Annotated in this window: 20 protein-coding genes; 8 read left to right on the forward strand and 12 right to left on the reverse strand. The window is 71.4% G+C overall.

Annotation, left to right across the window (positions count from 1 at the left end):
- Positions 1-41 precede the first annotated feature (41 nt).
- The 4 genes from OCT49_RS22835 to OCT49_RS22850 all read right to left on the reverse strand — a co-directional run bounded on the left by OCT49_RS22835 (position 42) and on the right by OCT49_RS22850 (position 6,197).
- Positions 42-1,511 carry a catalase gene (locus OCT49_RS22835; protein WP_283853702.1) on the reverse strand — a complete coding sequence of 490 codons (1,470 nt, stop codon included), beginning with the start codon at positions 1,509-1,511 and terminating at the stop codon, positions 42-44.
- A gap of 133 nt (positions 1,512-1,644) precedes the next feature.
- Complete coding sequence (locus OCT49_RS22840; RefSeq protein ID WP_283853703.1) at positions 1,645-3,555, reverse strand: ATP-binding SpoIIE family protein phosphatase; 1,911 nt, start codon at positions 3,553-3,555, stop codon at positions 1,645-1,647.
- Between the two features lie 371 nt (positions 3,556-3,926).
- Entirely contained in the window at positions 3,927-4,655 is a 729-nt protein-coding gene (gene fomD, locus OCT49_RS22845) for a cytidylyl-2-hydroxypropylphosphonate hydrolase (protein ID WP_283853704.1), read from the reverse strand.
- 105 nt (positions 4,656-4,760) lie between these two features.
- Positions 4,761-6,197 (reverse strand): class II fumarate hydratase, encoded by a 1,437-nt coding sequence (locus OCT49_RS22850; RefSeq protein ID WP_283853705.1) that lies wholly within the window; start codon positions 6,195-6,197, stop codon positions 4,761-4,763.
- Between the two features lie 105 nt (positions 6,198-6,302).
- On the opposite strand from OCT49_RS22850, the gene OCT49_RS22855 reads away from it, so the two are divergent.
- Positions 6,303-7,832: a ricin-type beta-trefoil lectin domain protein gene (locus OCT49_RS22855; protein ID WP_283853706.1), complete on the forward strand. Its 1,530-nt coding sequence runs from the start codon at positions 6,303-6,305 to the stop codon at positions 7,830-7,832.
- 151 nt (positions 7,833-7,983) lie between these two features.
- Here the strand turns inward: OCT49_RS22855 and OCT49_RS22860 are convergent, their stop codons facing one another.
- Entirely contained in the window at positions 7,984-9,285 is a 1,302-nt protein-coding gene (locus OCT49_RS22860; RefSeq protein ID WP_283853707.1) for a M18 family aminopeptidase, read from the reverse strand.
- 470 nt (positions 9,286-9,755) lie between these two features.
- On the opposite strand from OCT49_RS22860, the gene OCT49_RS22865 reads away from it, so the two are divergent.
- Positions 9,756-9,932: a hypothetical protein gene (locus tag OCT49_RS22865; RefSeq protein ID WP_502963406.1), complete on the forward strand. Its 177-nt coding sequence runs from the start codon at positions 9,756-9,758 to the stop codon at positions 9,930-9,932.
- Positions 9,933-10,033: 101 nt separating this feature from the next.
- Here OCT49_RS22865 and OCT49_RS22870 read toward each other — a convergent pair whose 3' ends face one another.
- Positions 10,034-11,701: a fumarate hydratase gene (locus tag OCT49_RS22870; RefSeq protein WP_283853708.1), complete on the reverse strand. Its 1,668-nt coding sequence runs from the start codon at positions 11,699-11,701 to the stop codon at positions 10,034-10,036.
- Positions 11,702-12,013: 312 nt separating this feature from the next.
- Between OCT49_RS22870 and OCT49_RS22875 the strand changes: the two genes are divergently transcribed.
- Both OCT49_RS22875 and OCT49_RS22880 read left to right on the forward strand, forming a co-directional pair.
- Positions 12,014-12,673, forward strand: a complete 660-nt coding sequence (locus OCT49_RS22875) for a DUF1707 SHOCT-like domain-containing protein (protein WP_283853709.1) — start codon at positions 12,014-12,016, stop codon at positions 12,671-12,673.
- 370 nt (positions 12,674-13,043) lie between these two features.
- The gene (locus tag OCT49_RS22880; RefSeq protein ID WP_148838976.1) at positions 13,044-13,427 is read left to right on the forward strand and encodes a WhiB family transcriptional regulator; all 384 of its coding nucleotides are present in this window, start codon (positions 13,044-13,046) and stop codon (positions 13,425-13,427) included.
- A 272-nt stretch (positions 13,428-13,699) separates the two neighbouring features.
- On the opposite strand, the gene glpX is transcribed toward OCT49_RS22880, so the two are convergent.
- Positions 13,700-14,731: a class II fructose-bisphosphatase gene (gene glpX / locus OCT49_RS22885; protein WP_283853710.1), complete on the reverse strand. Its 1,032-nt coding sequence runs from the start codon at positions 14,729-14,731 to the stop codon at positions 13,700-13,702.
- Between the two features lie 143 nt (positions 14,732-14,874).
- Between glpX and OCT49_RS22890 the strand changes: the two genes are divergently transcribed.
- A complete protein-coding gene (locus tag OCT49_RS22890; RefSeq protein WP_283853711.1) occupies positions 14,875-15,393 on the forward strand; it encodes a DUF4245 domain-containing protein in 519 nt (172 codons plus the stop codon).
- 148 nt (positions 15,394-15,541) lie between these two features.
- Here OCT49_RS22890 and OCT49_RS22895 read toward each other — a convergent pair whose 3' ends face one another.
- The 4 genes from OCT49_RS22895 to OCT49_RS22910 all read right to left on the reverse strand — a co-directional run bounded on the left by OCT49_RS22895 (position 15,542) and on the right by OCT49_RS22910 (position 19,699).
- Positions 15,542-16,132 (reverse strand): malonic semialdehyde reductase, encoded by a 591-nt coding sequence (locus tag OCT49_RS22895; protein WP_283853712.1) that lies wholly within the window; start codon positions 16,130-16,132, stop codon positions 15,542-15,544.
- Between the two features lie 248 nt (positions 16,133-16,380).
- The gene (locus OCT49_RS22900) at positions 16,381-16,641 is read right to left on the reverse strand and encodes an exodeoxyribonuclease VII small subunit (protein ID WP_283853713.1); all 261 of its coding nucleotides are present in this window, start codon (positions 16,639-16,641) and stop codon (positions 16,381-16,383) included.
- A 136-nt stretch (positions 16,642-16,777) separates the two neighbouring features.
- Positions 16,778-17,989 (reverse strand): exodeoxyribonuclease VII large subunit, encoded by a 1,212-nt coding sequence (gene xseA, locus OCT49_RS22905; RefSeq protein WP_283853714.1) that lies wholly within the window; start codon positions 17,987-17,989, stop codon positions 16,778-16,780.
- Positions 17,990-18,211: 222 nt separating this feature from the next.
- A complete protein-coding gene (locus tag OCT49_RS22910) occupies positions 18,212-19,699 on the reverse strand; it encodes an APC family permease (RefSeq protein ID WP_283853715.1) in 1,488 nt (495 codons plus the stop codon).
- 74 nt (positions 19,700-19,773) lie between these two features.
- Between OCT49_RS22910 and OCT49_RS22915 the strand changes: the two genes are divergently transcribed.
- Together OCT49_RS22915 and ppgK are read left to right on the forward strand one after the other, a co-directional pair.
- The gene (locus OCT49_RS22915) at positions 19,774-20,781 is read left to right on the forward strand and encodes a 4-hydroxy-3-methylbut-2-enyl diphosphate reductase (protein ID WP_283853716.1); all 1,008 of its coding nucleotides are present in this window, start codon (positions 19,774-19,776) and stop codon (positions 20,779-20,781) included.
- Between the two features lie 88 nt (positions 20,782-20,869).
- On the forward strand, positions 20,870-21,607 hold the full coding sequence (gene ppgK, locus OCT49_RS22920; RefSeq protein WP_283853717.1) for a polyphosphate--glucose phosphotransferase: 738 nt from the start codon (positions 20,870-20,872) through the stop codon (positions 21,605-21,607).
- Between the two features lie 156 nt (positions 21,608-21,763).
- On the opposite strand, the gene OCT49_RS22925 is transcribed toward ppgK, so the two are convergent.
- Positions 21,764-22,315, reverse strand: coding sequence for a DUF6542 domain-containing protein (locus OCT49_RS22925; RefSeq protein WP_283855906.1), 552 nt, complete (start codon positions 22,313-22,315; stop codon positions 21,764-21,766).
- Between the two features lie 403 nt (positions 22,316-22,718).
- Here OCT49_RS22925 and ychF point away from each other — a divergent pair, with 403 nt between their 5' ends.
- Entirely contained in the window at positions 22,719-23,807 is a 1,089-nt protein-coding gene (gene ychF, locus OCT49_RS22930) for a redox-regulated ATPase YchF (RefSeq protein ID WP_283853718.1), read from the forward strand.
- Positions 23,808-23,978 lie beyond the last annotated feature (171 nt).

A 23,978-nucleotide genomic window follows, 5' to 3' on the forward strand; every position in this document is an offset into this window, starting at 1 on the left:
CCGGCAAGCACCGCCCCCGCCCCGTTCCGCTTACGACGGCCTCAGCCGCTGTTGACCTTCTTGGCGATCCGGTCGCCGAGGTCCTTGTCCACGTTGCGCCAGTACTCCAGCGCCCGCTCCAGGACCGGGGGGCTCACCCCGTCCAGCAGATGGCCGGAAATATTGCCCACCATCCGCTCCCGGGCGGCGTCGTCCAGCACCTTGCGCACCAGCGTGCCCGCCTGGCCCCAGTCGTCGTCCTCGCTGTGCAGCTTGTACGCCTCGTGGACCATCTCGCCCGCCGTCGCCCAGCCCGCCGGGTCGCCGAAGCGCGCGGTGTCCGCGGCCGGACCGCCGTAGGAGTTCGGCGCGTAGACCGCTCCCGTACGGCTCGGCTCGTACCGCATCGGGCCGTCCTTCGCGTACGAGTTCCGGCCGAAGCGCGGGCGGTTCGGGGGCAGCTGCGCGTAGTTCGGGCCGATCCGGTACCGGTGCGTGTCCGGGTACGAGAACAGCCGGCCGAGCAGCATCTTGTCGGGCGAGGGCCCGATGCCGGGCACCAGGTTCGACGGCTCGAAGGACGCCTGCTCGATGTGGACGAAGAAGTCCTCCGGATTCTCGTCGAGCGTCATCCGGCCGACCTCGATCTCCGGGTAGTCGGCGTGCGGCCACACCTTCGTCAGGTCGAACGGGTTGAACCGGTAGTTCGGCGCGTCCTCGAACGGCATGACCTGGACGTACAGCGTCCAGCTCGGGTGGTCGCCGCGCCTGATCGCCTCGAACAGGTCCCGGCGGTGGACGTCGCCGTCCACACCGGCCATCCGGTCGGCCTCCTCCTGGGTGTAGAAGTCGATGCCCTGGTCGGTCTTGAAGCGGTACTTCACCCAGAACCGCTCGCCGCCCGCGTTGACCCACATGTAGGTGTGCGAGCTGTAGCCGTTCATGTGCCGGTACGTCTTCGGGATGCCCCGGTCGCCCATCAGCCACGTCACCATGTGCGCGGACTCGGGGGACAGGGTCCAGAAGTCCCACTGCATGTCGTGGTCGCGCACCGCGCTGTCCGGGCGCCGCTTCTGCGAACGGATGAAGTCCTGGAACTTCATCGGGTCGCGGACGAAGAAGATCGGCGTGTTGTTGCCGACCATGTCGTAGTTGCCCTGCTCGGTGTAGAACTTCAGGGCGAATCCGCGGGGGTCGCGCCAGGTGTCGGGGGAGCCCTGTTCGCCGGCGACCGTGGAGAAGCGGGCGAGCATCGCGGTCTCCTTGCCCGGCTGGAAGAGGTCGGCCTTGGTGAACTGACTGACGTTGTTGGTCACCCTGAAGGTGCCGTAGGCCCCCGACCCCTTCGCGTGGACCACTCGCTCCGGCACCCGTTCACGGTTGAACTGGGCCATCTTCTCGATGAGGTAGTGGTCCTGGAGCAGGATCGGCCCGTCGGCCCCGACGGTGAGCGAGTGTTCGTCGCTCTCCACCGGGATTCCGGCGTTGTTCGTGGTGTAGGGGGTGTTCCGGGTCTTGGATTCCTCGGACACGAGCGTCCTCCCGTCGGTGGGGTTTCGGTCAGGTCGTCTCGTTCACGACTGAAGTCAAACCCGCCGACAGGAGGTCGGCAACATTTCGTCACTGTCCGTACGAGCCCTTCCCCGGGCCCGTACCGCACCGCGCCTACTGGCCCCGGGTCGGCATCTCGAACCAGACCACCTTGCCGGTCGAGAGCCGGGTCGCCCCCCACCGCCTGGCCAGCCGGTTCACCAGGAACAGACCGCGACCGCCCTCGTCCATGTCCCGCGCCCGGCGCTGCCGGGGCAGCTGCGGGGCGTCGTCGCCGACCTCGCAGCGCAGGATGTCGGTGCGCAGCAACCGCAGCGAAACCGGTCGCTCCGCGTAGCGGACGGCATTGGTGACCACCTCGCTGACCAGGAGCTCCACCGAGTCGGAGAGGTCGTCCAGACCCCACCGCCCGAGCGCGCGCCGGGCCAGCCTGCGGGCCCGGCCCGGGGCGGTCTCCTCCGGCTCCAGGTGCCAGTAGGCGACGTCGCTCGGCGCGATCCCGTCGAACCGGGCGGCGAGCAGCGCGATGTCGTCGTCCCGGTCACCGGGGCCGAGCATGTCCAGGACGTCGTCGCACAGCGCCTCCAGCGGCGGCGAGTGGTCCGGACCGGTCAGCCGGGCGGTGGCGGCGAGCCGTTCGCGCAGCATCTCGATGCCGGTCCACACGTCCCGCAGCCGGGACTCCACCAGCCCGTCGGTGTACAGCAGCAGCGTGGCCCCGGCGGGCGCGTCCAGCTCGACCGCCTCGAAGTCCACCCCGCCGACCCCGATCGGCGCGCCCGGCGGCACCCGCAGCACCTCCGCACGGCCGCCCAGGTGGAGCAGGACGGGCGGCGGATGCCCGGCGTTGGCGACGGTGATCCGGTGTGCGACCGGGTCGTACACCGCGTACATGCAGGTCGCCATGCGGTCGCTGCCCAGCCGCTGGGCCTGCTCGTCGAGGTGGTGCAGCACCTCCTGCGGCGGCAGGTCGAGCCCGGCCAGGGTCTGCGCGGTGGTGCGCAGCTGGCCCATGATCGCCGCGGACGTCATGGAGTGGCCCATGACGTCGCCGACGACCAGGGCGACCCTGCTGCCGGGCAGCGGGATCGCGTCGTACCAGTCGCCGCCGACCCGGGCCGTCTCGGCGGCCGGGAGGTAGCGGGAGGCGAGCCGGACACCGGTCGGCTGCGGCAGCGAGTCGGGCAGCATGGTGCGCTGGAGCTCGTCGGCGATGTACGCCTCGCGCCCGTACAGCACCGCCTTGTCGATGCCGAGCGCGGTGTGCGTCGCCAGCTGGGCCGCGACCAGCAGGTCGTTGGCCTCGAAGGGCGGCCGCTCGGTGCCGCGGAGGAAGACGGCGGCGCCGATCACCCGCCGCCGTCCGCGCAGCGGGGCGAGGATCGCGCGGTGCCCGGTGGGCACGGTGCGGTCGGCGCCGAGCAGCTCGGGCAGCGCGGCGCGGGCCGCCGCGGAGTCCCCGAAGACCGGGCGCACCCCGCGCAGCACCTCGGCCAGCGCGCCGCCGGAGCTGACCTCGCACAGCTCGGCCGCGGGCGTCAGGTCGCTGTGCGGGTCGATGACGGGCAGCCGCAGCCGCTCGATCTCCGAGGCGCTGTCCGTGCCCTCCTCGTTCAGCCGCAGCCGGTCGGACCGGCGCAGCCGCAGCACGAAGGGGGAGACCGGCCGCTCGTCGCCGACCGGGAGCGGGTCGCGGAGGTAGACCAGTATGGCGTCGGAGAACGTCGGCACACTGGCCCGGCACAGGCCCAGCACGATCTCGTCCAGGTCTATGCCCCGGGCGATCCGCCGGGTGGCGGCGCCGACGAACCGCAGCCGGTCGCCCTCGCGACGGGCCGCGGCCTGGGGGTCGGGTCCGGCGGGGCCAGTGCCCGCCGCGGGGCCGGGCGACGAGGCCGGCCCGGGGATCGCGGCGGCGGCAGGGGAAGCGGCCGGCGCGGCGTCCTGCTGCCGCGGCCGGGTGCGTTCCTGCGACCGGGCGGCGAGAGGCTGCCGGCCTTCGTGGGAGGTGGGATGCTCCGTCACGCGTGGGATTCCGTCCGTCCGGGCCGGTTGTATGAGGCAATCGCCTTGTGAGGCGTTACTGTGCCCCGGCAAGAGCGGCGATAACAACGGCTGTCATCGGATGCCCCGGGACGCGGGGCTGAAACCGGATGCCTGCGGGATGGGTCGACGACACCGTTTCCGGCGACGGGGCGGGCAACGGCGAGCACGTCTCCACCCCCTCGTAGTGGCTCATACGATTCATACGACTGATGCGGCTCATACAGCTCATGCAGTGCGCGGTGATCGTGCGGTGACTTGTGGTCAGGTGCTGCGCCGCGCCTCCCGGTTGGAGTGGAGCGGCCCTCCGGAGGACGATCCTACGTTTGCCCCCCTGGGATGCATCAAGGGTCTCACGACGGCATACGCGTGGGGGTACGGTCCCAGTCATCCGGAAGCACCGGAACCCGCCACCGCGGATCGGGCCGCCAGTCCTCCCAGCCGTCCCGGAACGGAGCGCCCCACTCCCGGATCACCTCGACGGCCGCGAGACCCGCGGTCCGCACGTCGCGGGCGGCCCGGGGAGTCATCAGACCGACCCGCCGGGCCATCTCGAACTCGTCCTCGTCGCGCCACACCCAGCTGCGGTCCGGGTACACGGAGATGTCGAGAAAGTGATCCTCGGAATCGACGCCGCCCTCCCACCGGGTGTGCGGTTCCTCCAGGTTCACGTACCAGCTGCGGAACCGCCAGGCCGGTTCCCAGAACAGCCAGACCGACCACGGCTCGCCCGGCCGGGCGAGCTTCAGCACGCCGTTGCCGGCCCAGCTGGTGCGGGCGGTGGTGCGCGGGGCGGTGTAACGGGTGGCGAGCGGCTCGGCGTGCACGTCGGTGCCGTTCGCCAGCACCGGCTTCACGCACTCGGTGCCCGGCGCCACCCACACGGCGAGCAACTCGTCGGTGTCCTGCACGACGGTGACCGGGCGGCAGATGTGGAACGGGGCGGATTCGCCCTCCCGCCCCGACGGGGCCGGGCCGCCGGTCCGCCCCGGCGCGGGCGGGCGGCCGTTGCGACGGTAGCGCCAGAGGATGTGGTCCCCCGGTGCCCAGTGCTCGATCTGTCCGCTGTCCGTACCTGCCATGGACGGATCTTAGGGGGTGTTCCGGGAGCGGCGTCGTCCGCCCGACGGACGGAACTTTCGGAACACGCCCCCCGGCGGCCCGGTGCCCGTCGGCCGCGGGGCGGGTCAGGGACGGGTCATGCGCAGCACGTCCAGGGCCTCGTCGAGCTGTTCCACGGTGAGGTCGCCGCGTTCGACGTAGCCCGAGTCCAGCACCACCTCGCGGATCGTGCGGCGCTCGGCGAGGGACCGCTTGGCGACCTTCGCCGCCTCCTCGTAACCGATGTACTTGTTCAGCGGGGTGACGACGGACGGGGAGGACTCGGCGTACTCCCTGGCCCGCTCCACGTGCGCGGTGATCCCGTCGACCGTGCGGTCCGCGAGCAGCCGCGAGACGTTGGCCAGCAGCCGCACCGACTCCAGCAGGTTCTTCGCGATGACCGGGAGCATCACGTTCAGCTCGAAGTTGCCCGCGGCGCCCGCCACGGCGACCGTCGTGTCGTTCCCGGTGACCTGGGCCGCGACCATCAGCACGGCCTCGGGGACGACCGGGTTCACCTTCCCCGGCATGATCGACGAGCCCGGCTGGAGGTCGGGGAGGCTGATCTCGGCCAGGCCGGTGCGCGGCCCCGACGCCATCCAGCGCAGGTCGTTGGAGATCTTGGTGAGCGAGACGGCGATGGTACGGAGCTGGCCCGAGGTCTCGACGAGGCCGTCCCGCGCGCCCTGCGCCTCGAAGTGGTCGCGGGCCTCGGTCAGCGGCAGTCCGGTGGCGCGGGCGACCTCGGCGATGACGGCGGCGGAGAAGCCGGGCGGCGTGTTGATGCCGGTGCCCACGGCCGTGCCGCCCAGCGGCAGCTCGGCGAGGCGGGGGAGGGAAGCGCGCAGCCGTTCGACGCCGTACCGGATCTGCGCCGCGTAGCCGCCGAACTCCTGGCCGAGGGTGACGGGCGTGGCGTCCATCAGATGGGTGCGCCCCGACTTCACCACCGTCGCGAACTCGTCGGATTTGCGTTCGAGGGAGGACGCCAGGTGATCCAGTGCCGGGATCAGGTCGCCGGTGACGGCCGCGGTCGCGGCGATGTGGATGGACGAGGGGAAGACGTCGTTGGACGACTGCGAGGCGTTGACGTGGTCGTTGGGGTGGACCTCGCGGCCCAGCCGCTCGGTGGCGAGGGTGGCCACGACCTCGTTGGTGTTCATGTTGGACGAGGTGCCCGAGCCGGTCTGGAAGACGTCGACCGGGAAGTGGTCGTCCCACCGCCCCTCGGCGACCTCCCCGGCGGCCTCCCGGATCGCCACGGCGATGTCCGCGTCGAGCACCCCCAGTTCGGCGTTCACCTTCGCGGCGGCGGCCTTGATCCTGGCCAGGGCCTCGATGTGGGCCCGCTCCAGCCGCTGTCCGGAGACCGGGAAATTCTCCACGGCGCGCTGCGTCTGGGCCCGCCACCTGGCGTTCGCCGGGACCCTCACCTCGCCCATCGAGTCGTGCTCGACGCGGAATTCCGTGCCGTCCGCGGGGGCCGGGGCGCTGCCCTGTGCGCCGCCCTGTGCATCGTCCATGGGGTTCAACCTCCTGAAAAAGTTGAGCACTTGTCCTGTTGTTTCTATTCCCAAGATGGCTACCGACCAGTAAATACCGGGGGTAACCACAACTCGGGAGGCGCAATGAGGCGCACGAGGCACAGGCTTCGTCGTACGGTCGCGGCCGCCGCGGCCATGGCGGCGGCGCTCGGCGGCGCGGTCGCCGCCGCAGGACCGTCAGGCGCGGCGGAACGGCCCACCACCACCCCTATCGCATCCACCCCCCTGTCGCCCGAACTGGAGGCCATCCGCGCCGCGGAGGCCACCCGGCTGTACGGCGACCCGGCCGAACGCCCGCTCGCCGAGCGCAAGACGGGCCTGATCTCGCTCGGCGACAGCGAGATATCCGGCGAGGGCGTCGGCACGTACGAGTCCGGCACCAACGGCCCCGACAACTGGTGCCACCGCTCGCCCGACTCCGCGATCCACCGCACCGGCATCCCGGCGGACGTCACGTACAACGTCTCCTGCTCCGGCGCGTACACCGGCAACATCGTGATCGGCGGCTCGAAGCAGTACGCCGACGAGCTGGTGCAGAGCGACAACCTCGCCATCAAGGCGCGCAACACCCGCATCAAGATGATCGTGCTGGTGGCGGGTGCCAACGACGACCTCCAGTTCGGTCCGGTCATGACGGACTGCGTCACGCGCTGGGTGTTCTCCCAGGGCACCTGCCAGCCCAAGTACGAGGGCGGCTGGCAGGCGCGCGTCGACGGACTCGTCCCCAAGGTCGAGAGGACGGTGCGCGACCTGCGGACCGTCATGTCGGGGGCCGGCTACGCCGACGGCGACTACAAGCTCGTCGTCATGGGCTACCCGAGCCCCATCGGCCCGGACTTCTACGACAACCCGGACTTCCCCGGAAAGCTTCCCGGTGGCTGCGCCGGCTACGACTCCGACGCCGCCTGGGGCCGCAACGTCGCCGTGCCCGCCTTCGAGCGCGGCATGCGCAAGGTCGCCGCGGACACCGGAGCCGTCTACCTCGACAACTCCCGGCTCTTCCACGGCCACGAGGTCTGCAGCGAGTCCACCTGGGCCCGCGGCCTCTACATCGACCTCGGGCACTTCCCGCCGGACTCCAACTCGCTGCGGCAGTCCTTCCACCCCAACGCGGCCGGCCACGGCGCCTTCGCGTCCTGCCTGACCCAGCTCTACCAGTCGAACCTGCGCGAGGCGAGCTGCGCCGACCCGGCGAGCACCGGAAAGCCGGTCCTGCGGGCCGGGGCGTGGGACGACCTCTTCGAGCCCCTGAGGAACGAGGCCACGGGCACCTGCGTGGACGCCCCCGGCTCGGTGACCCGCAACGCCACGAAGATCGGCGGCTGGGACTGCCACGGCGGCCGCAACCAGGACTGGTGGTACGACTCCGGCACCAAGACCCTCCGCACGGCACTGAGCCACGACCGCTGCCTCGACGTGCCGGGCGCCGACTACGAGGCGGGCGTCACGGCCATCCTGTACAACTGCTCGGGCGCGGCCAACCAGCAGTTCGTGCGGCAGTCGGGCACCCTGCGCCCGGCGGCCTCGACCGGGCTGTGCCTGACGCTGGCGGGGGCGAAGGAACCGCTGAAGCTGCAGAACTGCGACGGCAGCGCGCAGCAGCGGTTCGCGTGACCGGCGACCGGTCCGGCCGATGAACGACCCGGGGGGCGGAACGGCGACCGGTCCGGCCGATGAACGCGCCGGGGGCGGAACGGCAGCAGCCGTCCCGCCCCCGGCGGTGTCCGGGGCGCCCCTACGGTCCCCGGGGCGCCCCGACGGGCTCTCAGCCGGACATCATGAACGCGCCCAGCGCGGCGCCCAGATGACCGGGGTCGGCCGCCCCGCACAGCTCGCGCGCCGAGTGCATGGACAGCCCCGGCACCCCCACGTCGACCGTCGCCACGCCCAGCCGGGCCGCGGTGAGCGGACCGATCGACGTGCCGCACGGCATCGCGTTGTTGGAGACGAACGGCTGCCACGGCACGCCCGCCCGCTCGCACGCCGACGCGAACACCGCGACACCGGTGCTGTCGGTGGCGTACCGCTGGTTGACGTTGACCTTGACGGCGGGGCCGCCGTTCGGCAGCGGACGGTGGTCCGGGTCGTGCCGCTCCGCGTAGTTGGGGTGCACCGCGTGGGCCATGTCGGCGGAGACGCAGAAGGCCCCGGACAGGGCGCGCGACCAGTCCTCCGCACCGCCGCCGCGCGCCAGGACCGAGCGGTTGAGCACCCGCTCCAGCAGCGGGCTCTGCGCACCGGTCTCCGACCCGCTGCCGACCTCCTCGTGGTCGAAGGCGGCCAGGACGGGCACGTACGCGGGTTCCTCGGCCGCGGTCGAGGCGGCCACCAGGGCGGTGGCGCCCGCGTGCACGGACACCAGGTTGTCCAGCCGCGACGACACCACGAACTCCCGGTCCGCGCCCAGGTATCCGGGCGGCTGGACGTCGTGGAGCATCAGGTCCCAGCCGATCACCCGCTCCGGCTCGACCTCGGCCGCCGCCGCGACCCGGCGCAGCAGGGCGCCCTCCGCGCGCTCCCCGAGCGCCCACACCGGGGCCAGGTGGCGCTGCCGGTCGAGCGCGAGCCCCTCGTTGACCGTGCGGTCCAGGTGGATCGCCAGCTGGGGCACCCGCAGCAGCGGTTCGTCGATCTGCACCAGCCGGGAATCGGCCGTGCCGGCGGGGCCGCGCAGCGCGAGCCGCCCGGAGATGCCCAGGTCGCGGTCCAGCCAGGTGTTCAGCGGAACGCCGCCGTAGATCTCCACGCCGATCTGCCGCCATCCGGCGGTGGAGGTGTCGGGGGAGGGCTTGACCCGCAGGTTCGGGGAGTCGGTGTGGGTGCCGACGATCCGGAAGGGGGTGTGGGCCGGGGCGCCCTCGGGGACGTACCAGGCGATCAGCGCACCGCCGAGGGCGACGAAACTGCCGCCCGTCGTTCCCGTCCAGTCGTCCGTGCCGCGCAACTCGCGGAAACCGGCCTTCTCCAGGCGCTGGGCGACACTCGCCACCACGTGGTACGGGGAAGGACTGGCGCTGATGAAGGACAGCAGGTCATCGGCGTGGCTGAGGTGGGGAAGCGGCGTCATTCGGCGTCCGCCTTTCCGGTGATTCGACGGTGAGGGTGGAGGGACCCGCAGCGGGCGGCCCGGCCCGTTGCGGTGCATGCGGTGCGGTGCGGTGTCCGGCCGGGTCGGCGGAGTACTGCAGGAACGTTTGACAACTCACCGCAGCGGCCGGGGGAGACGCAAGTCCGGTCCGCCGCCCGCTGCGTGAAAGCGGCGGTGCCGGACCGCGGACCGGGCACGACCGCACCCGGCCCGGACCCGGGGCGACGAGGGCCGGGGCGACGGGCACCGTGCGGGCGCGTCCTGTGCGGAAGGGCCCGTGCGGAAGGACCCGTGCGGAAGGGGTCCGGAGCCGTGCGGGCGGGCTCCGGGGGCGGTCGGGCGGGCCCCGGAGCCGGGGAGCTCAAGATTGGCTTGATTTCGTCGGGTACGACGGTTCACCGGCCCTGTCCGTCACGCTCGGCGACGGACCGCTCCGACGCGTCCGGTGCATGACGAACACGGCGGGGCGCGCGGCGTCGAGCGCGGCCGAGTCGATCGCCTGTCGGCCCGGCATGAGCCGCCGCGGCGTCGCCGAGCACGTGCGGAAGGTCTCCGAGCGACTGGACAGCAGCAGCCGGGCCCAACTCGGCTACCTGGTCGCGACGTCGGGCCTGCTGGAGGAGTGAGCCCCGGGGAGGGGAAACGAGGGCGGCGGGGAACGGCGCGCGGGGGCGTACCGGGCGGTCGTGCCGCCGGTACGCCCCCGCGGGCGTGTCGTGCCGGTGCCTCAGGCGAGGCCGGGGCCCCGCACCGGAATGCTGGTGAACGTCGGCGCCGGGGCGGGCTCGGTGAAGAAGTCGTTGCCCTTGTCGTCGACGACGATGAACGCGGGGAAGTCCTCCACCTCGATCCGCCAGACCGCCTCCATGCCGAGCTCCTCGTACTCGACGACCTCGACCTTCTTGATGCAGTCCTGCGCCAGGCGCGCGGCCGGGCCGCCGATCGAGCCGAGGTAGAAGCCGCCGTGCGCGTCGCAGGCGTCGGTGACCTGCTTGGAGCGGTTGCCCTTGGCGAGCATCACCTTGGAGCCGCCCGCCGCCTGGAACTGCTCGACGTAGCTGTCCATGCGGCCGGCCGTCGTCGGGCCGAAGGAGCCGGAGGCGTACCCCTCGGGCGTCTTCGCCGGGCCCGCGTAGTAGACCGGGTGGTCCTTCAGGTACTGCGGCATCTCCTCGCCCGCGTCCAGCCGCTCCTTGATCTTGGCGTGCGCGATGTCGCGCGCCACGACCAGCGGGCCGGTCAGCGAGAGCCGGGTCTTGACCGGGTACTTGGTCAGCTCGGCCAGCACCTCGTCCATCGGCCGGTTGAGGTCGATCTTCACGACGTCGCCCGACTCGTCGAGGTGCTCGTCGGTGGTGTCCGGCAGGAAGCGGGCCGGGTCCTTCTCCAGCTGCTCCAGGAAGACGCCCTCGGCGGTGATCTTCGCGACGGCCTGGCGGTCCGCCGAGCAGGACACGGCGATCGCGACGGGCAGCGAGGCGCCGTGCCGGGGGAGGCGGACGACCCGCACGTCGTGGCAGAAGTACTTGCCGCCGAACTGGGCGCCGATGCCGATCTTCTGCGTCAGCTCGAAGACCTTCTCCTCCAGCTCCTTGTCCCGGAAGCCGTGACCGGTGGGGGAGCCCTCGGCGGGCAGCTCGTCCAGGTAGTGCGCGGAGGCGTACTTGGCGGTCTTGAGCGCGAACTCGGCCGACGTGCCGCCGACGACGATCGCCAGGTGGTACGGCGGGCAGGCGGCCGTGCCCAGCGAACGGATCTTCTCCTCCAGGAACTTCATCATGGAGGCCTCGTTCAGCACGGCCTTCGTCTCCTGGAAGAGGAACGACTTGTTGGCCGAGCCGCCGCCCTTCGCCATGAAGAGGAACTTGTACGCGCCGCCGTCGGTGGCGTACAGCTCGATCTGCGCGGGCAGGTTCGAGCCGGTGTTCTTCTCCTCCCACATGGTGAGCGGAGCCATCTGCGAGTAGCGGAGGTTGAGCTTGGTGTAGGCGTCGAAGATGCCGCGCGACAGGGCCTCCTCGTCACCGCCCTCGGTGAGCACGTTCTGCCCGCGCTTGCCCATGACGATCGCGGTGCCGGTGTCCTGGCACATCGGCAGGACGCCCGCCGCGGCGATGTTCGCGTTCTTCAGCAGGTCGAGCGCGACGAACTTGTCGTTGGACGACGCCTCGGGGTCGTCCACGATCCGCCGCAGCTGCGCCAGGTGGGCGGGGCGCAGGTAGTGCGAGATGTCGTGCATGGCCTCGGCGGCCAGGGCGCGCAGGGCCTCCGGGGCGACCTTGAGGAACGTACGACCGTCGGCCTCGAAGGTGGAGACACCCTCGGAGGTCACCAGGCGGTACGGCGTGGTGTCCTCGCCCAGGGGGAGCAGATCGGAGTACGCAAACTCTGGCATTACGGCCATTCCTCACTCGGCAGACGGCGGCTGACCTCCCTCGGGCAGCGCATCCACCAGGGTAGAACGCCGCACGGGCGCCGAAGCTGTGAGGTAAGGCTCAGTTCCGCCCTTCCGGGGCGGGGCCGTGGTAAGGCGGGGCGGTGCGGCTGGGTGGCGGGCGAGAGGTGGCCGGGGTGGCGGGCGAGGGGCGCCGGATGCGGCGGGAGTGTGTGAGGGGAGGCGGGCCGGGGTGCGGCGGGTGTGCTCGGGGCGACACGACAGGGTCCGCGGGGGTAGTCGCGATCTATCGCGTTTCGGTACCCTGGGCCGGTGGACCTCGAAAAGCAGCCTCAGCAGCCCGTAGCCCCCGCGGAGCCGGCCGGTATCCGCGCCTCCGACGCGGACCGGGACCGGATCGCGGACATCCTGCGGGAAGCCATGGCCGAGGGCCGGCTCACCGCCGAGGAACACGCCGAGCGGGTCGACGCGGTCTACCGCGCCAAGACCGTCGGTGAGCTCGAACCGCTGGTACGGGATCTGCCCGCCGCCTCGACCGCCGCCCGCCCGGCGGCCGCCGGCGCCCCCGTCCACGACGGCCCCGCGGGCCCGGCCGAGAACATGGTGGCGATCTTCAGCGGGTCCACCCGCAAGGGCCGTTGGCGGGTCGGCAGCCGTACGAACGCCTTTGCGCTCTTCGGCAGTGTGGAGATCGATCTGACCGAGGCTCTTTTCGGCCAGAGACTCACGGTCATCAACGCCACTTCCATCTTCGGGAGTGTCGATATCAGGGTTCCCGAGAACATCTCGCTGCGCGGCAGCGGCACGGGTGTCTTCGGTAATTTCGAAGTCACCACGCTGGAATCCGCGGATCCGGAAGCGCCGGTGGTCGTCGTCAACGGCTATTCGGTGTTCGGCAGTGTCGAGGCGAGGCCCAGGCGCGGAAAGTTCATCGCGGACCTTCACGACCGGCTGCGCAAGCATTTCGGCTGACGGGGCGTCCCACCAGCCAGTACGTCTCCAGGGGCGGCGGGGTTCGCCGTACCCGGATTCCGGCCGACCCGCCCGTGCCGAACCTTTCGGCCCTTGTCGCACTTCTCCCGGGTGATCCGAAGTCATCCGAAGCCGTCCGGACTGTTCCGGACTTCTCCGAAACACTCCCGGCGCTTCCGGTTCGCTCCCCGTTCCCCCGGTTTTCCGGAACGCAATCGAACTGCTTCGAACTCCTTCGAGAACAAGCCAAAATGTCGCCCGGACGTGATTTGGTGCACCCGGAGGAAGAGCCACTCAGTGCATAGGCGCGCGCACAGCGGGTAGGGGAAGCTGCATCGTCTCCCGCTCGCGAAGTCGTCAGGAGTAGACCGTGCTGCAACTGCCGCATCAGCCCCTGCAGGTCGCCGCCGTCCCTCCCCAGCGCACCCCCGCGCGGGAGGACCAGGCCGGCCCCTGGCATTCGGAGGCGGTGTGCCGCCGGGACGAGGCCGGGCTGTTCTTCGCCCCGTCGAAGGAGCCGACTGCTGCCAGACTCGCGCGCGAGGAGTCGGCGAAGCGGCTCTGTGCGCGCTGCCCCGTGATGATCGAGTGCCAGGAGCACGCGCTCATACAGCCGGAGCCGTACGGGGTGTGGGGCGGGCTCACCGCCGCCGAGCGCCGGGTGGTGCTCGCCCGCCGCAGACGGCGTGAGATGGAGCTCAAGGCCTCGTCCGCGTCCTCCGCCGCGGCGGACCGCATCGCCGCGGCGGGCTGACCGGACCGAGCGGATCGGGCCGGACCGCGCGTACCGGCCGGATCGGGCCGGATGACGAGGGCTGACGGACCGGGCCGGACCACGCGGGCCGGATGACGCGAAGAGGCGCCCCCACCGCACAGGGGGGCGCCTCTTCGCGTTTCTTCCGCCGTGGCCCGTGGGGCTCCCGTGACCCCTGAGGGGCCCGGGCCTCGCGGTCCCGCGGCTCCGGGGCCCTGGGGCTCCATGACCCCGTGGCTTCGGAGTCGGCCTCGGCCTCGGCGTGGTGGTGGCTACTTCGCGCGGTCGAAGTCGATCGCGCTGTAGGCGCGCAGCTTCGACAGCCGGTGCGTGGAGTCGATCTTCCGGATGGTGCCGGACTTGGACCGCATGACGATCGACTCGGTGGTCGCCGTCTCCGCGCGGTACCGCACGCCGCGCATCAGCTCGCCGTCCGTGATGCCGGTCGCGACGAAGAACACGTTGTCGCCGCTGACCAGGTCGTCGGTGGACAGCACCCGGTCCAGGTCGTGCCCGGCGTCCAGGGCGCGCTGCCGCTCGGCCTCGTCCTTGGGCCAGAGCTTGCCCTGGATGACGCCGCCGAGGCACTTTATGGCGCAGGCCGAGATGATGCCCTCGGGGGTGCCGCCGACGCCCATCAGCAGGTCGACGCCGGTTCCCTCGCGGGCGGCCATGATGGAACCCGCGACATCGCCGTCGGAGATGAACTTGATCCGGGCGCCGGTCTCCCGGATCTCCTTGACGATGCCCTCGTGGCGGGGGCGGTCGAGCACGACGACGGTGACGTCCTCGGGCGTGGAGTTCTTCGCCTTCGCGACACGGCGGATGTTCACCGATACGGGTGCGTTGATGTCGACGAAGTCGGCGGCCTCGGGGCCGGTGACCAACTTGTCCATGTAGAAGACGGCGGACGGGTCGAACATGGCGCCGCGGTCGGCGGCGGCCAGTACGGCGATGGCGTTCGGCATGCCCTTGGCGTTCAGGGTGGTGCCGTCGATCGGGTCCACGGCGATGTCGACCTCGGGGCCGGTGCCGTCGCCGACGCGCTCGCCGTTGAACAGCATGGGCGCCTCGTCCTTCTCGCCCTCCCCGATGACGACGACGCCGTTCATCGAGACGGTGGAGACGAGGGTCCGCATGGCCTTCACTGCGGCGCCGTCGGCGCCGATCTTGTCGCCGCGGCCCACCCAGCGCCCGGCTGCCATGGCGGCGGCCTCGGTGACCCGGACCAGCTCCAGGGCGAGGTTGCGGTCGGGGGCCTCCGGGGAGACCTCCAGCTGGGACGGCAGATGATGCTCGGACATCGGAGCGCACCTTTCTGTACGACGACGACCGGAAGAGGGTGCTGTGACTCTATCGTCAGGTCGACAAAATGAGCAGACCGGGTCACTTATGAGCGGGCTGCCCCCGGGCTCGGGCCCGCCGGGCCTGATGCGACGATGGACCCGTGGCTAGCAAGCGAGGCAAGCAGACGGTGCGGGACATGTTCCTGTCGATGGCGGTCATCTCCGCCGTCGCGGGGAGTGCTTACATCTTCATTCCGCACGACGAGAACGCCAACCCGGTCAAGGCGATCGACTACCGGGTGGAGCTTCTGACGGCGCGCCGCGCCGCGCCGTACCCCGTGGTGGCCCCGGACGGACTGGCCGGGGACTGGAAGCCCACCTCGGTGAGCTACAGCCGCGAGGAGGGCGACAGCTGGCACCTGGGCTTCCTCGACCCGGACGGCAAGTACGTCGCGGTGGAGCAGTCCACCTCCCCGGCGAAGAAGTACGTCACCGAGGTCAGCCAGGACGCCCGGGACACCGGCCGTACGCGACAGGTCGCGGGCGAGGACTGGCAGCACTGGAAGGGCGACAAGTACGACGCCCTCGTGCGCCTCGACAAGGGCTCGACCACGGTCGTCACGGGCTCCGCCTCGACGGAGCGGCTGGCGGAGATGGCCGCGGCGCTCAAGGAGTCCTGACCCGGGCGGGTGCGCGGGGTGTCCCGCGTACGGACGCGCGCAGAGGTGTGACGTGCGCGCGCAGACGTGTGACGTGTACGGGGAAGGCCCCGGAATCCATGGAGGGGGCTCCTGGATTCCGGGGCCTTCCCCGTGTGCGCGGCGACGGTCAGACGGTCGTGACGACCTCGTCGTAGGAGAGGCGCGGCAGGCGCGGGAACCAGGCGTCCTCGCCGGGCTTGCCGATGTTGACGACCATCAGCACGTTGTGGTCGTCGTCCAGGAACTCCTTCTGGATGCCCGCGGCGTCGAGGCCGGTCATCGGGCCCGCGGCCAGGCCGGCGGCGCGGATGCCGATGATGAAGTACGCGGCCTGGAGCGCGGCGTTCAGCGTGGCGGCCGACTCGCGGACCGGGCGCTCGGAGAAGAACGCGTCCTTGGCCTGCGGGAAGTGCGGCAGCAGCGCCGGGAGCTCCTCGTGGAACTCGTTGTCGGCGGCGAGGATCGCGACCAGCGGGGCGGTCGAGGTCTTGGCCTGGTTGCCCTCGGCCATGTGCTTCACCAGGCGGGCGCGGGCCTCGTCGGAGCGGACCAGGACGACGCGCAGCGGCGACTGGTTGAAGGCGGTGGGGCCGTACTTGACCAGGTCGTAGATCGCCTGAATCTGCTCTTCGCCGACGGGCTCGTCGGTGAAGGTGTTGGCGGTGCGGGCCTCGCGGAAGAGGAGATCCTGGGCGGCGGGGTCAAGGGTGAGGGACATCGTGCGTATTACCTTCCGGGCGTACACGGGATCGAGCAACGAGGAACACCGTACGGGAGAAGTAGGTTAACTTTCAACTAAAGCGGTGGGGGAGTGACCCGTTGCACAGAGTGCGCCTCGGTCCGCCCGTCCCGCCCGTCCGCCCTTCTTGCTCCTGGCCCGCCCACGTCCGGTCCGGCCTGCCCTCCTCGTTTCCGCCCGCCTCGTTCCTTCCGACCCTGTTTACGTCCGCCCTGTGTCCGCCCGGTTCAGCCGGCGTCGGCCCTCGCGTCGGCGTCCTCGGGGGCGGCCGGTCCCGCCAGGGCCTCGTCCAGCCGGGCGCGCGCGCCCTCCAGCCAGTGCCGGCACACCTTCGCCAGCTCCTCGCCCCGCTCCCACAGCGCGAGGGACTCCTCGAGCGTCGTGCCGCCCGCCTCCAGGCGGCGCACCACCTCGATCAGCTCGTCGCGGGCCTGCTCGTAGCCGAGCGTGTCCGCGGCATCGGCCGTTGCGGTCGTTTCGTCCGTCATGTGTTCCACCCTGTTCTCCGGCCCGTCAGGGGCCTGGTTCTCCGGCCCGTCAGGGGCCTGTGGCCTCGTCCGTCCCTGCCTTCGGGCGCGCGCGTGGGCGCGGCCCCGAACCCGTGCGCACCGGCGCCGGGCCCGCTCACTCGTCCACCCGGACGGCGAACTCGCCCCCCGACACCCGGGCCCGCAGCACCTCGCCCGGCTTCCCCGCGTCCTCGGGGGAGCGCACGACCTGGCCGTCGGCCCGTTGCAGCACCGCGTATCCGCGCTCCAGTGTCGCCGCCGGTGACAGCGCGACGACCCGCGCCCGGGTGTGCGCGAGCTCCGAATCCGCCCGGTCCAGCAGATGCCCCAGCACCCGTCTGCTCCGGCCGGTCAGCGCGTCGATCTCCGCGGCGCGCTCGTCCACCATCCGGTGGGGGCGCTCCATCGAGGGCCGGGCCAGGGCGTGCGCGAGACCGCGCTCCTCCCGGTCCAGCAGCCCCCGTACCATCCGCAGCGCGCGGTCGCGCAGCTGCCGCACCCGCTCCAGCTCCTCGCCCACGTCGGGCACGATCTTCTTGGCCGCGTCCGTCGGGGTGGAGGCGCGCAGGTCCGCGACCAGGTCGAGCAGCGGGGAGTCGGGTTCGTGGCCGATCGCCGACACCACCGGCGTACGGCACGCGGCCACCGTCCGGATCAGCTGCTCGTCCGAGAACGGCAGCAGGTCCTCCACGCTGCCGCCGCCCCGCGCCACGACGATCACATCGACGGCCGGGAGGTCGTCCAGCTCCTTCACCGCCTGGACCACCTGGTTCACCGCGTGGACGCCCTGCACCGCCGTGTTGCGCACCTCGAAGCGGACCGCGGGCCACCGCCGCCGGGCGTTCTCCAGGACATCGCGCTCGGCGGCCGACGCCCGCCCACAGACCAGGCCGATCAGCTGCGGCAGGAACGGCAACGGCTTCTTCCGGCCCGCCGCGAAGAGCCCCTCCGAGGCCAGCGACTTCTTCAGCTGTTCGAGCCGGACCAGCAGCTCGCCGATGCCGACCGGCCGGATCTCCGTGGCCCGCAAGGACAGCTGGCCGCGCGGCGCGTACCACTCGGGCTTGGCGAGGACGACGACCCGCGCGCCCTCCGTCACCACGTCGGCGATCCGGTCGAAGACCTGGCGGAAGCACGTCACCCCCACCGAGATGTCCTGCGACGGGTCACGCAGCGTCAGGAACACCACCCCGGCGCCCGGCCGGCGCGACAGCTGGGTGATCTGCCCCTCCACCCAGACCGCTCCGAGCCGGTCGATCCAGCCGCCGATGAGCCGCGACACTTCACCGACGGGCAGCGGAGCTTCCGCGGACGTTTGGAGAGCCATGCGGCGAGCGTATCCGCCCCCACCGACAATCGGGCGGCTACGACGACGGCCGCCACGGCCCCGCTTCCGGCAACCCTGTTCCCGGACCGGCCGGGTGCCCTTCGGCCGCCCCGCCGCCGCGCGAAGAGTCAGTCCCGCAGGGCCGCGCGAAGGACCCCTCGGGCCGCGCGAAGAGTCCCGCAGGGCCGCGCGGAGGACCCCTCAGGTCGCGCGAAGGACTCCTCAGGCCGCGCGGCGTCCCCACTGCACCGCCAGTACCACCAGCCCCACCCCGAACCAGCACACCCCCACCACCTGCGCGCTCGCCGTCGCCTCCACGATGACCGCGATCAGCACCCCCGCGCCCACCACCGGCACCAGCACGTGCCGCCACCAGCTCGGCGGCCCCTCCATCCGGCGCACGGCGAACCAGCCGACCACCGACGCGTGCAGCAGCACGAACGCCGTCAGGGCGCCGATGTCGACGACCGACACCAGATGATCGAGACCGTCGTCCCGCCGGGCCGCCCACACCGCGGCGACCAGCGTCACCGTCGCGGCCAGCAGGATCGCGAACCGCGGCACCCCCGACGCCGGATCGACCCCGGCGAGCACCCGGGGCAGCCGCCGTTCCCTGGCCATCGCGAAGAGCAGCCGCCCCGCGGCGGCCTGCCCGGCCAGCGCCGCGAAGGCCGCGCCGATCGCCTTGCTGAGCGCCACCAGATCGTGCAGCCAGCTCCCGACCGCCGCGTCCACCGTGTCGTAGAACGCCGACCCCTGCGCGGCCGGATCGGCGGCCAGCTCCGCCGACGTCATCGGCTCCAGCAGCGCCGCCAGATACGCCTGCGCCACGAACAGCGTGCCCGCGAGCACCAGGCAGAAGAGCACCGCCCGCGCCACCTTCTGCGAACCCCCCGTCACCTCCTCCGCGAACGAGGCGATCGCGTCGAAGCCGAGATAGGACAGCACGGCCACCGAGACCGCCCCCACCACCGCCGCCGCGGAGAAGGCGGAATCCCCGGTGAGCGGGGTCAGCCAGCCGCGCTGCGCCCCGTCCCGCACGAGGACCACCACCGCCGACACCAGGAACACCAGCAGCACCACGATCTCCATCGCCAGCACCGCGAAGCCGACCCGGGCGGCGGCCCGTACGCCCCAGAGGTTGAGCAGCGTGGTGACGACGACCGCGAGCGCCGTCCACACCCACCGCGAGACCGACGGGACGAGCGAGTTCAGCGCGATCCCGGAGAAGAGGTAGGCGACCGCCGGGATCAGCAGGTAGTCGAGCATCGCCATCCACCCGGCGATGAACCCCGGCCCCTCCCCGAGCGCCTTGCGCGCGTAGGCGAAGACCGAGCCCGCCAGCGGCGCGACCCGCACCATCTGGGCGTAGCTGAATGCCGTGAACGCCATCACCACGGTCGCCGCGACGTAGACCAGCGCGACCGCGCCGCCCGACTTCGCGTCGAGCGTGCCGAACACCCCGACGGGTGCCATCGGCGCGATGAAGAGGAGCCCGTAGACCACCAGGTCCCGGAAGCCGAGCGTCCGCCGCAGCCTGCCGCTCTCCTGATGCGCTCCCGCAGGGCCCCGAGCCTCCGTGCCCCCGCCGACGCCGTCGCCCCTGCCAGTACCCACGCCGTTGCCGTCGCCCCCGCCGGTACCCACGCCGTCCCTGCCACTGCTGCCACCGTTGCTGCCACTGCTGTCGCTGCTGCCGGTCTGCGACATGAGCCCTCCGTTGTCCGCGTACGCATCAGTTTTGCGACAGTGCCGATCTTTTGCGCGTCCTGCTCGGCCTTACGATGGGACGCATGACTGCTACGACACCTCGCCGCGTCCTGCTCGCCGCTCCCCGTGGCTACTGCGCGGGCGTGGACCGTGCCGTGATCGCCGTGGAGAAAGCCCTGGAGCAGTACGGCTCCCCGGTCTACGTGCGCCACGAGATCGTCCACAACAAGTACGTCGTGCAGACCCTGGAGAAGAAGGGCGCGATCTTCGTCGAGGAGACGGCGGAGGTCCCCGAGGGCTCGATCGTGATGTTCTCCGCGCACGGCGTCGCGCCGACCGTGCACCAGGAGGCGGCCGAGCGGAAGCTCGCCACGATCGACGCGACCTGCCCCCTGGTCACCAAGGTCCACAAGGAAGCGGTCCGCTTCGCGCAGGAGGACTTCGACATCCTCCTCATCGGCCACGAGGGCCACGAGGAGGTCATCGGCACCTCCGGCGAGGCCCCCGACCACATCACCCTGGTCGACGGCCCCGAGGACGTCGCCGGTGTCGAGGTCCGCGACCCGTCGAAGGTCGTCTGGCTCTCCCAGACGACGCTCTCCGTCGACGAGACGATGGAGACGGTCGGCGCGCTCAAGGAGAAGTTCCCGCTCCTGATCTCGCCGCCCAGCGACGACATCTGCTACGCCACGCAGAACCGCCAGACCGCCGTGAAGCAGATGGGTGCGGACGCCGACCTCGTGATCGTCGTCGGCTCCAAGAACTCCTCCAACTCGGTCCGCCTGGTCGAGGTCGCCCTCGGCGCCGGGGCGAACGACGCCCACCTGGTCGACTTCGCCGACGAGATCGACGAGGCGTGGCTCGACGGCGTCTCCACGGTCGGCGTCACCTCCGGCGCGTCCGTGCCCGAGGTGCTGGTCGACGGGGTCCTGGAGTGGCTGTCCGCGCGCGGCTTCGAGGACGTGGAGATCGTGAAGGCGGCCGAGGAGTCGATCACGTTCTCGCTGCCCAAGGAGCTCCGCCGCGACCTGCGCGCCGAGGCCGCCGCACTCTCCGGGAAGCCCGCCCCCGCCGGGAAGTGAGGAACTGCTCCGGCGCACCCCTCCTCCAGCGGACGAGTCCTCGCGTTCCGGGGAGTGCGCCGGGTCGGCTGCCCGTACCGTGGACCGCATGCAGATCTTCGGCGTGGACATCGGCGGATCCGGGATCAAGGGTGCTCCCGTGGACCTGGACCGCGGGGAGCTGGCGCAGGAGCGCCACAAAGTACTGACGCCCCACCCGGCGACGCCCGAGGACGTGGCCGGGTGCGTGGCCGAGGTGGTCGGCCACTTCGACTGGTCGGGACCGGTCGGCATCACCTTCCCGGGCGTGGTCACCGGGGGCCGTACCCGTACCGCGGCCAATGTCGACAAGGGCTGGATCGACTTGGACGCCCGTGAACTGCTCGGCGACCGGCTGGGACAGCCCGTCACGATCCTGAACGACGCCGACGCGGCGGGCATCGCCGAGATGACGTTCGGCGCGGGCCGCGCCCGCAAGGGGACGGTGATCGTGCTGACGCTCGGTACGGGAATCGGCAGCGCCCTGTTCATCGACGGCCGGCTCGTGCCCAACACCGAGCTGGGCCACCTGGAGCTGAACGGCCACGACGCGGAGAAGCGCGCCTCCACCAAGGCACGCGAGGACGAGGACCTGAGCTGGCACCGCTGGGCGCGCAGGCTGCAGAAGTACCTGGCCCATGTGGAGATGCTGTTCTCGCCCGAGCTCTTCATCATCGGCGGCGGGGTCAGCCGCAAGGCCGACAAGTTCCTGCCGCTGATCGAGAACGTACGGGCCGAGATGGTGCCGGCGCAGTTGCAGAACAACGCGGGCATCGTGGGCGCGGCGATGGCGGCCGCCGGCCACTGACGGCGCGACGACCCCTCTTCCCGGGGGCCGCCGCTCCCGTCGTGGCGCCGCCGTACGGCCTCGGCGAGGGACCGCCGACGTCACCCCGTCGTGCGACTGGCCCCGGCCCTTCCGAAGGGCCGGGGCCAGTCACACGACGAGCGGGTGCGGGGCCGGTCACCGCTGGGGACGACGGGGCGTCTGCGCGGGCCGGGAGGCCGAGGGCCGGGCCGGGGCCTGCGGGGACCGCGCCGCCGCCTGGCCGGGCCGCGCGGTCTGGGCGGCGAGCAGCAGACGGCGCTGCCGCTGCCGCATCAGCCGTACCTTCCGCACGGTCGCGATGACACCGGCGACGAGGGTTCCGCCGTACAGCCACCCGGCCTGCACGGCGAGCGCCGTGACGACCGCCATGGTCCGCCCGCCGAAACCGCCCGTGCCACCGGCGATCGGGATGACGCCGACGGTGAACGCGATCGGCACGATGATCGGCGCGGTCACCAGGTCCGCGGGCCGCACCCACAGCGCCGTCAGCGCGCTGACCGGCAGGAACAGCGCCCCGAACACGGCTGCCGAACCGTCGAGGAGCAGCAGGTCGAGACAGCCCAGCCCGAGCATGGAGACGGCGGCGAAGAGTCCCGCGCCGATACCCGTCAGCCGCGGGTTGGGCAGCCTGCGCAACGCGAGCACGACGGGCGGCACCGGCCGGGACCGCCCCTCGGGCGCCCTGATCACCCGGTAGACGGTCGCGGTTTCCTCGATGGTGCCCTGCGGGGCCTGCTGGGCCTGCCTGCGCTGCGGGGGACGTGTCCTGTGCTGCTCCACCGGGACAACGTAGGTCGCCGGGCGGGAGGAAGCGGGTGCGGGACACGCGCTTTGGGCGACCTAGGCGATGAGTTCGATGCCACACGGCCGAACGGGAACCGCCCGCCCGCTCATCCGTACCGCCCCGGGACTCCCCCTGCCTCCCTTTACCTCCCTCTTGCTTCCCTCCTCGCTTCCCCCTGCTTCTCGCCCGGGCCGGACCCGTGGTTGCCCGCTCGCCCTCGCCCGTAAACTGAAGAATCGGCCCACCGGGTCCGCAACCGCTCCACCCACCACCTCCTCACTCCTCACTCCTCAGGAAGTCGCCAACGTGTCGCTCACGATCGGAATCGTCGGTCTGCCGAATGTCGGCAAGTCGACCCTGTTCAATGCCCTGACCAAGAACGACGTGCTGGCGGCCAACTACCCGTTCGCCACGATCGAGCCGAACGTAGGCGTCGTGGGCGTCCCGGACCCCCGCCTGAACAAGCTGGCGGAGATCTTCGGCTCCCAGCGGCTGCTCCCGGCCACGGTGGACTTCGTCGACATCGCGGGCATCGTCCGCGGCGCCTCGGAGGGTGAGGGCCTGGGCAACAAGTTCCTGGCGAACATCCGCGAGTCCGACGCGATCTGCCAGGTCATCCGCGCCTTCAAGGACGAGAACGTCGTCCACGTCGACGGCAAGGTCTCGCCCAAGGACGACATCGAGACGATCAACACCGAGCTGATCCTCGCCGATCTCCAGTCGGTCGAGAAGGCCGTCCCGCGCCTCACCAAGGAGTCCCGCCTCCAGAAGGACAAGGTCGCGGTCCTCGCCGCCGTCGAGGAGGCCCAGAAGATCCTGGAGTCCGGCCAGACCCTCTTCGCTGCGGGCATCACCGCGGGCACCGAGAAGGGCAAGCTCCTCCACGAGCTGCACCTCCTGACCACCAAGCCCTTCCTCTACGTCTTCAACGTCGACGAGGACGAGCTGGTCGACGAGGACTTCAAGGACGAGCAGCGCGCCCTGGTCGCCCCCGCCGAGGCGATCTTCCTGAACGCCAAGATCGAGTCCGAGCTGATCGAGCTCGACGACGAGGAGGCCCTCGAACTCCTCCAGTCCATGGGCCAGGAAGAGCCCGGCCTGGCCACCCTCGGCCGCGTCGGCTTCGACACCCTGGGCCTGCAGACCTACCTCACGGCGGGCCCGAAGGAAGCCAGGGCCTGGACGATCAAGAAGGGTGCCACCGCCCCCGAGGCGGCCGGTGTGATCCACACCGACTTCCAGAAGGGCTTCATCAAGGCGGAGATCATCTCCTTCGAGGACCTGGTCGAGACCGGCTCGGTCGCCGAGGCCCGCGCCAAGGGCAAGGCCCGCATGGAGGGCAAGGACTACGTCATGCAGGACGGCGACGTGGTGGAGTTCCGCTTCAATGTGTAGTCATGCGCATACTCCACGCTAGGAGTTGAGTCGAACGTGCACGTCAGAAGGGGTCGGGCTCTGTCGAGTCCGACCCCTTCGGCGTCGCCGTGCTAGATGGGCGCTGGATGCTCTGACGCACGGTCGGCAATTAATCAGGTGTCGTAAACGATGGACCGGTGTCCCAGGTGA

It is taken from the genome of Streptomyces sp. ML-6 (assembly GCF_030116705.1).
In the GTDB taxonomy this organism is placed as follows: domain Bacteria; phylum Actinomycetota; class Actinomycetes; order Streptomycetales; family Streptomycetaceae; genus Streptomyces.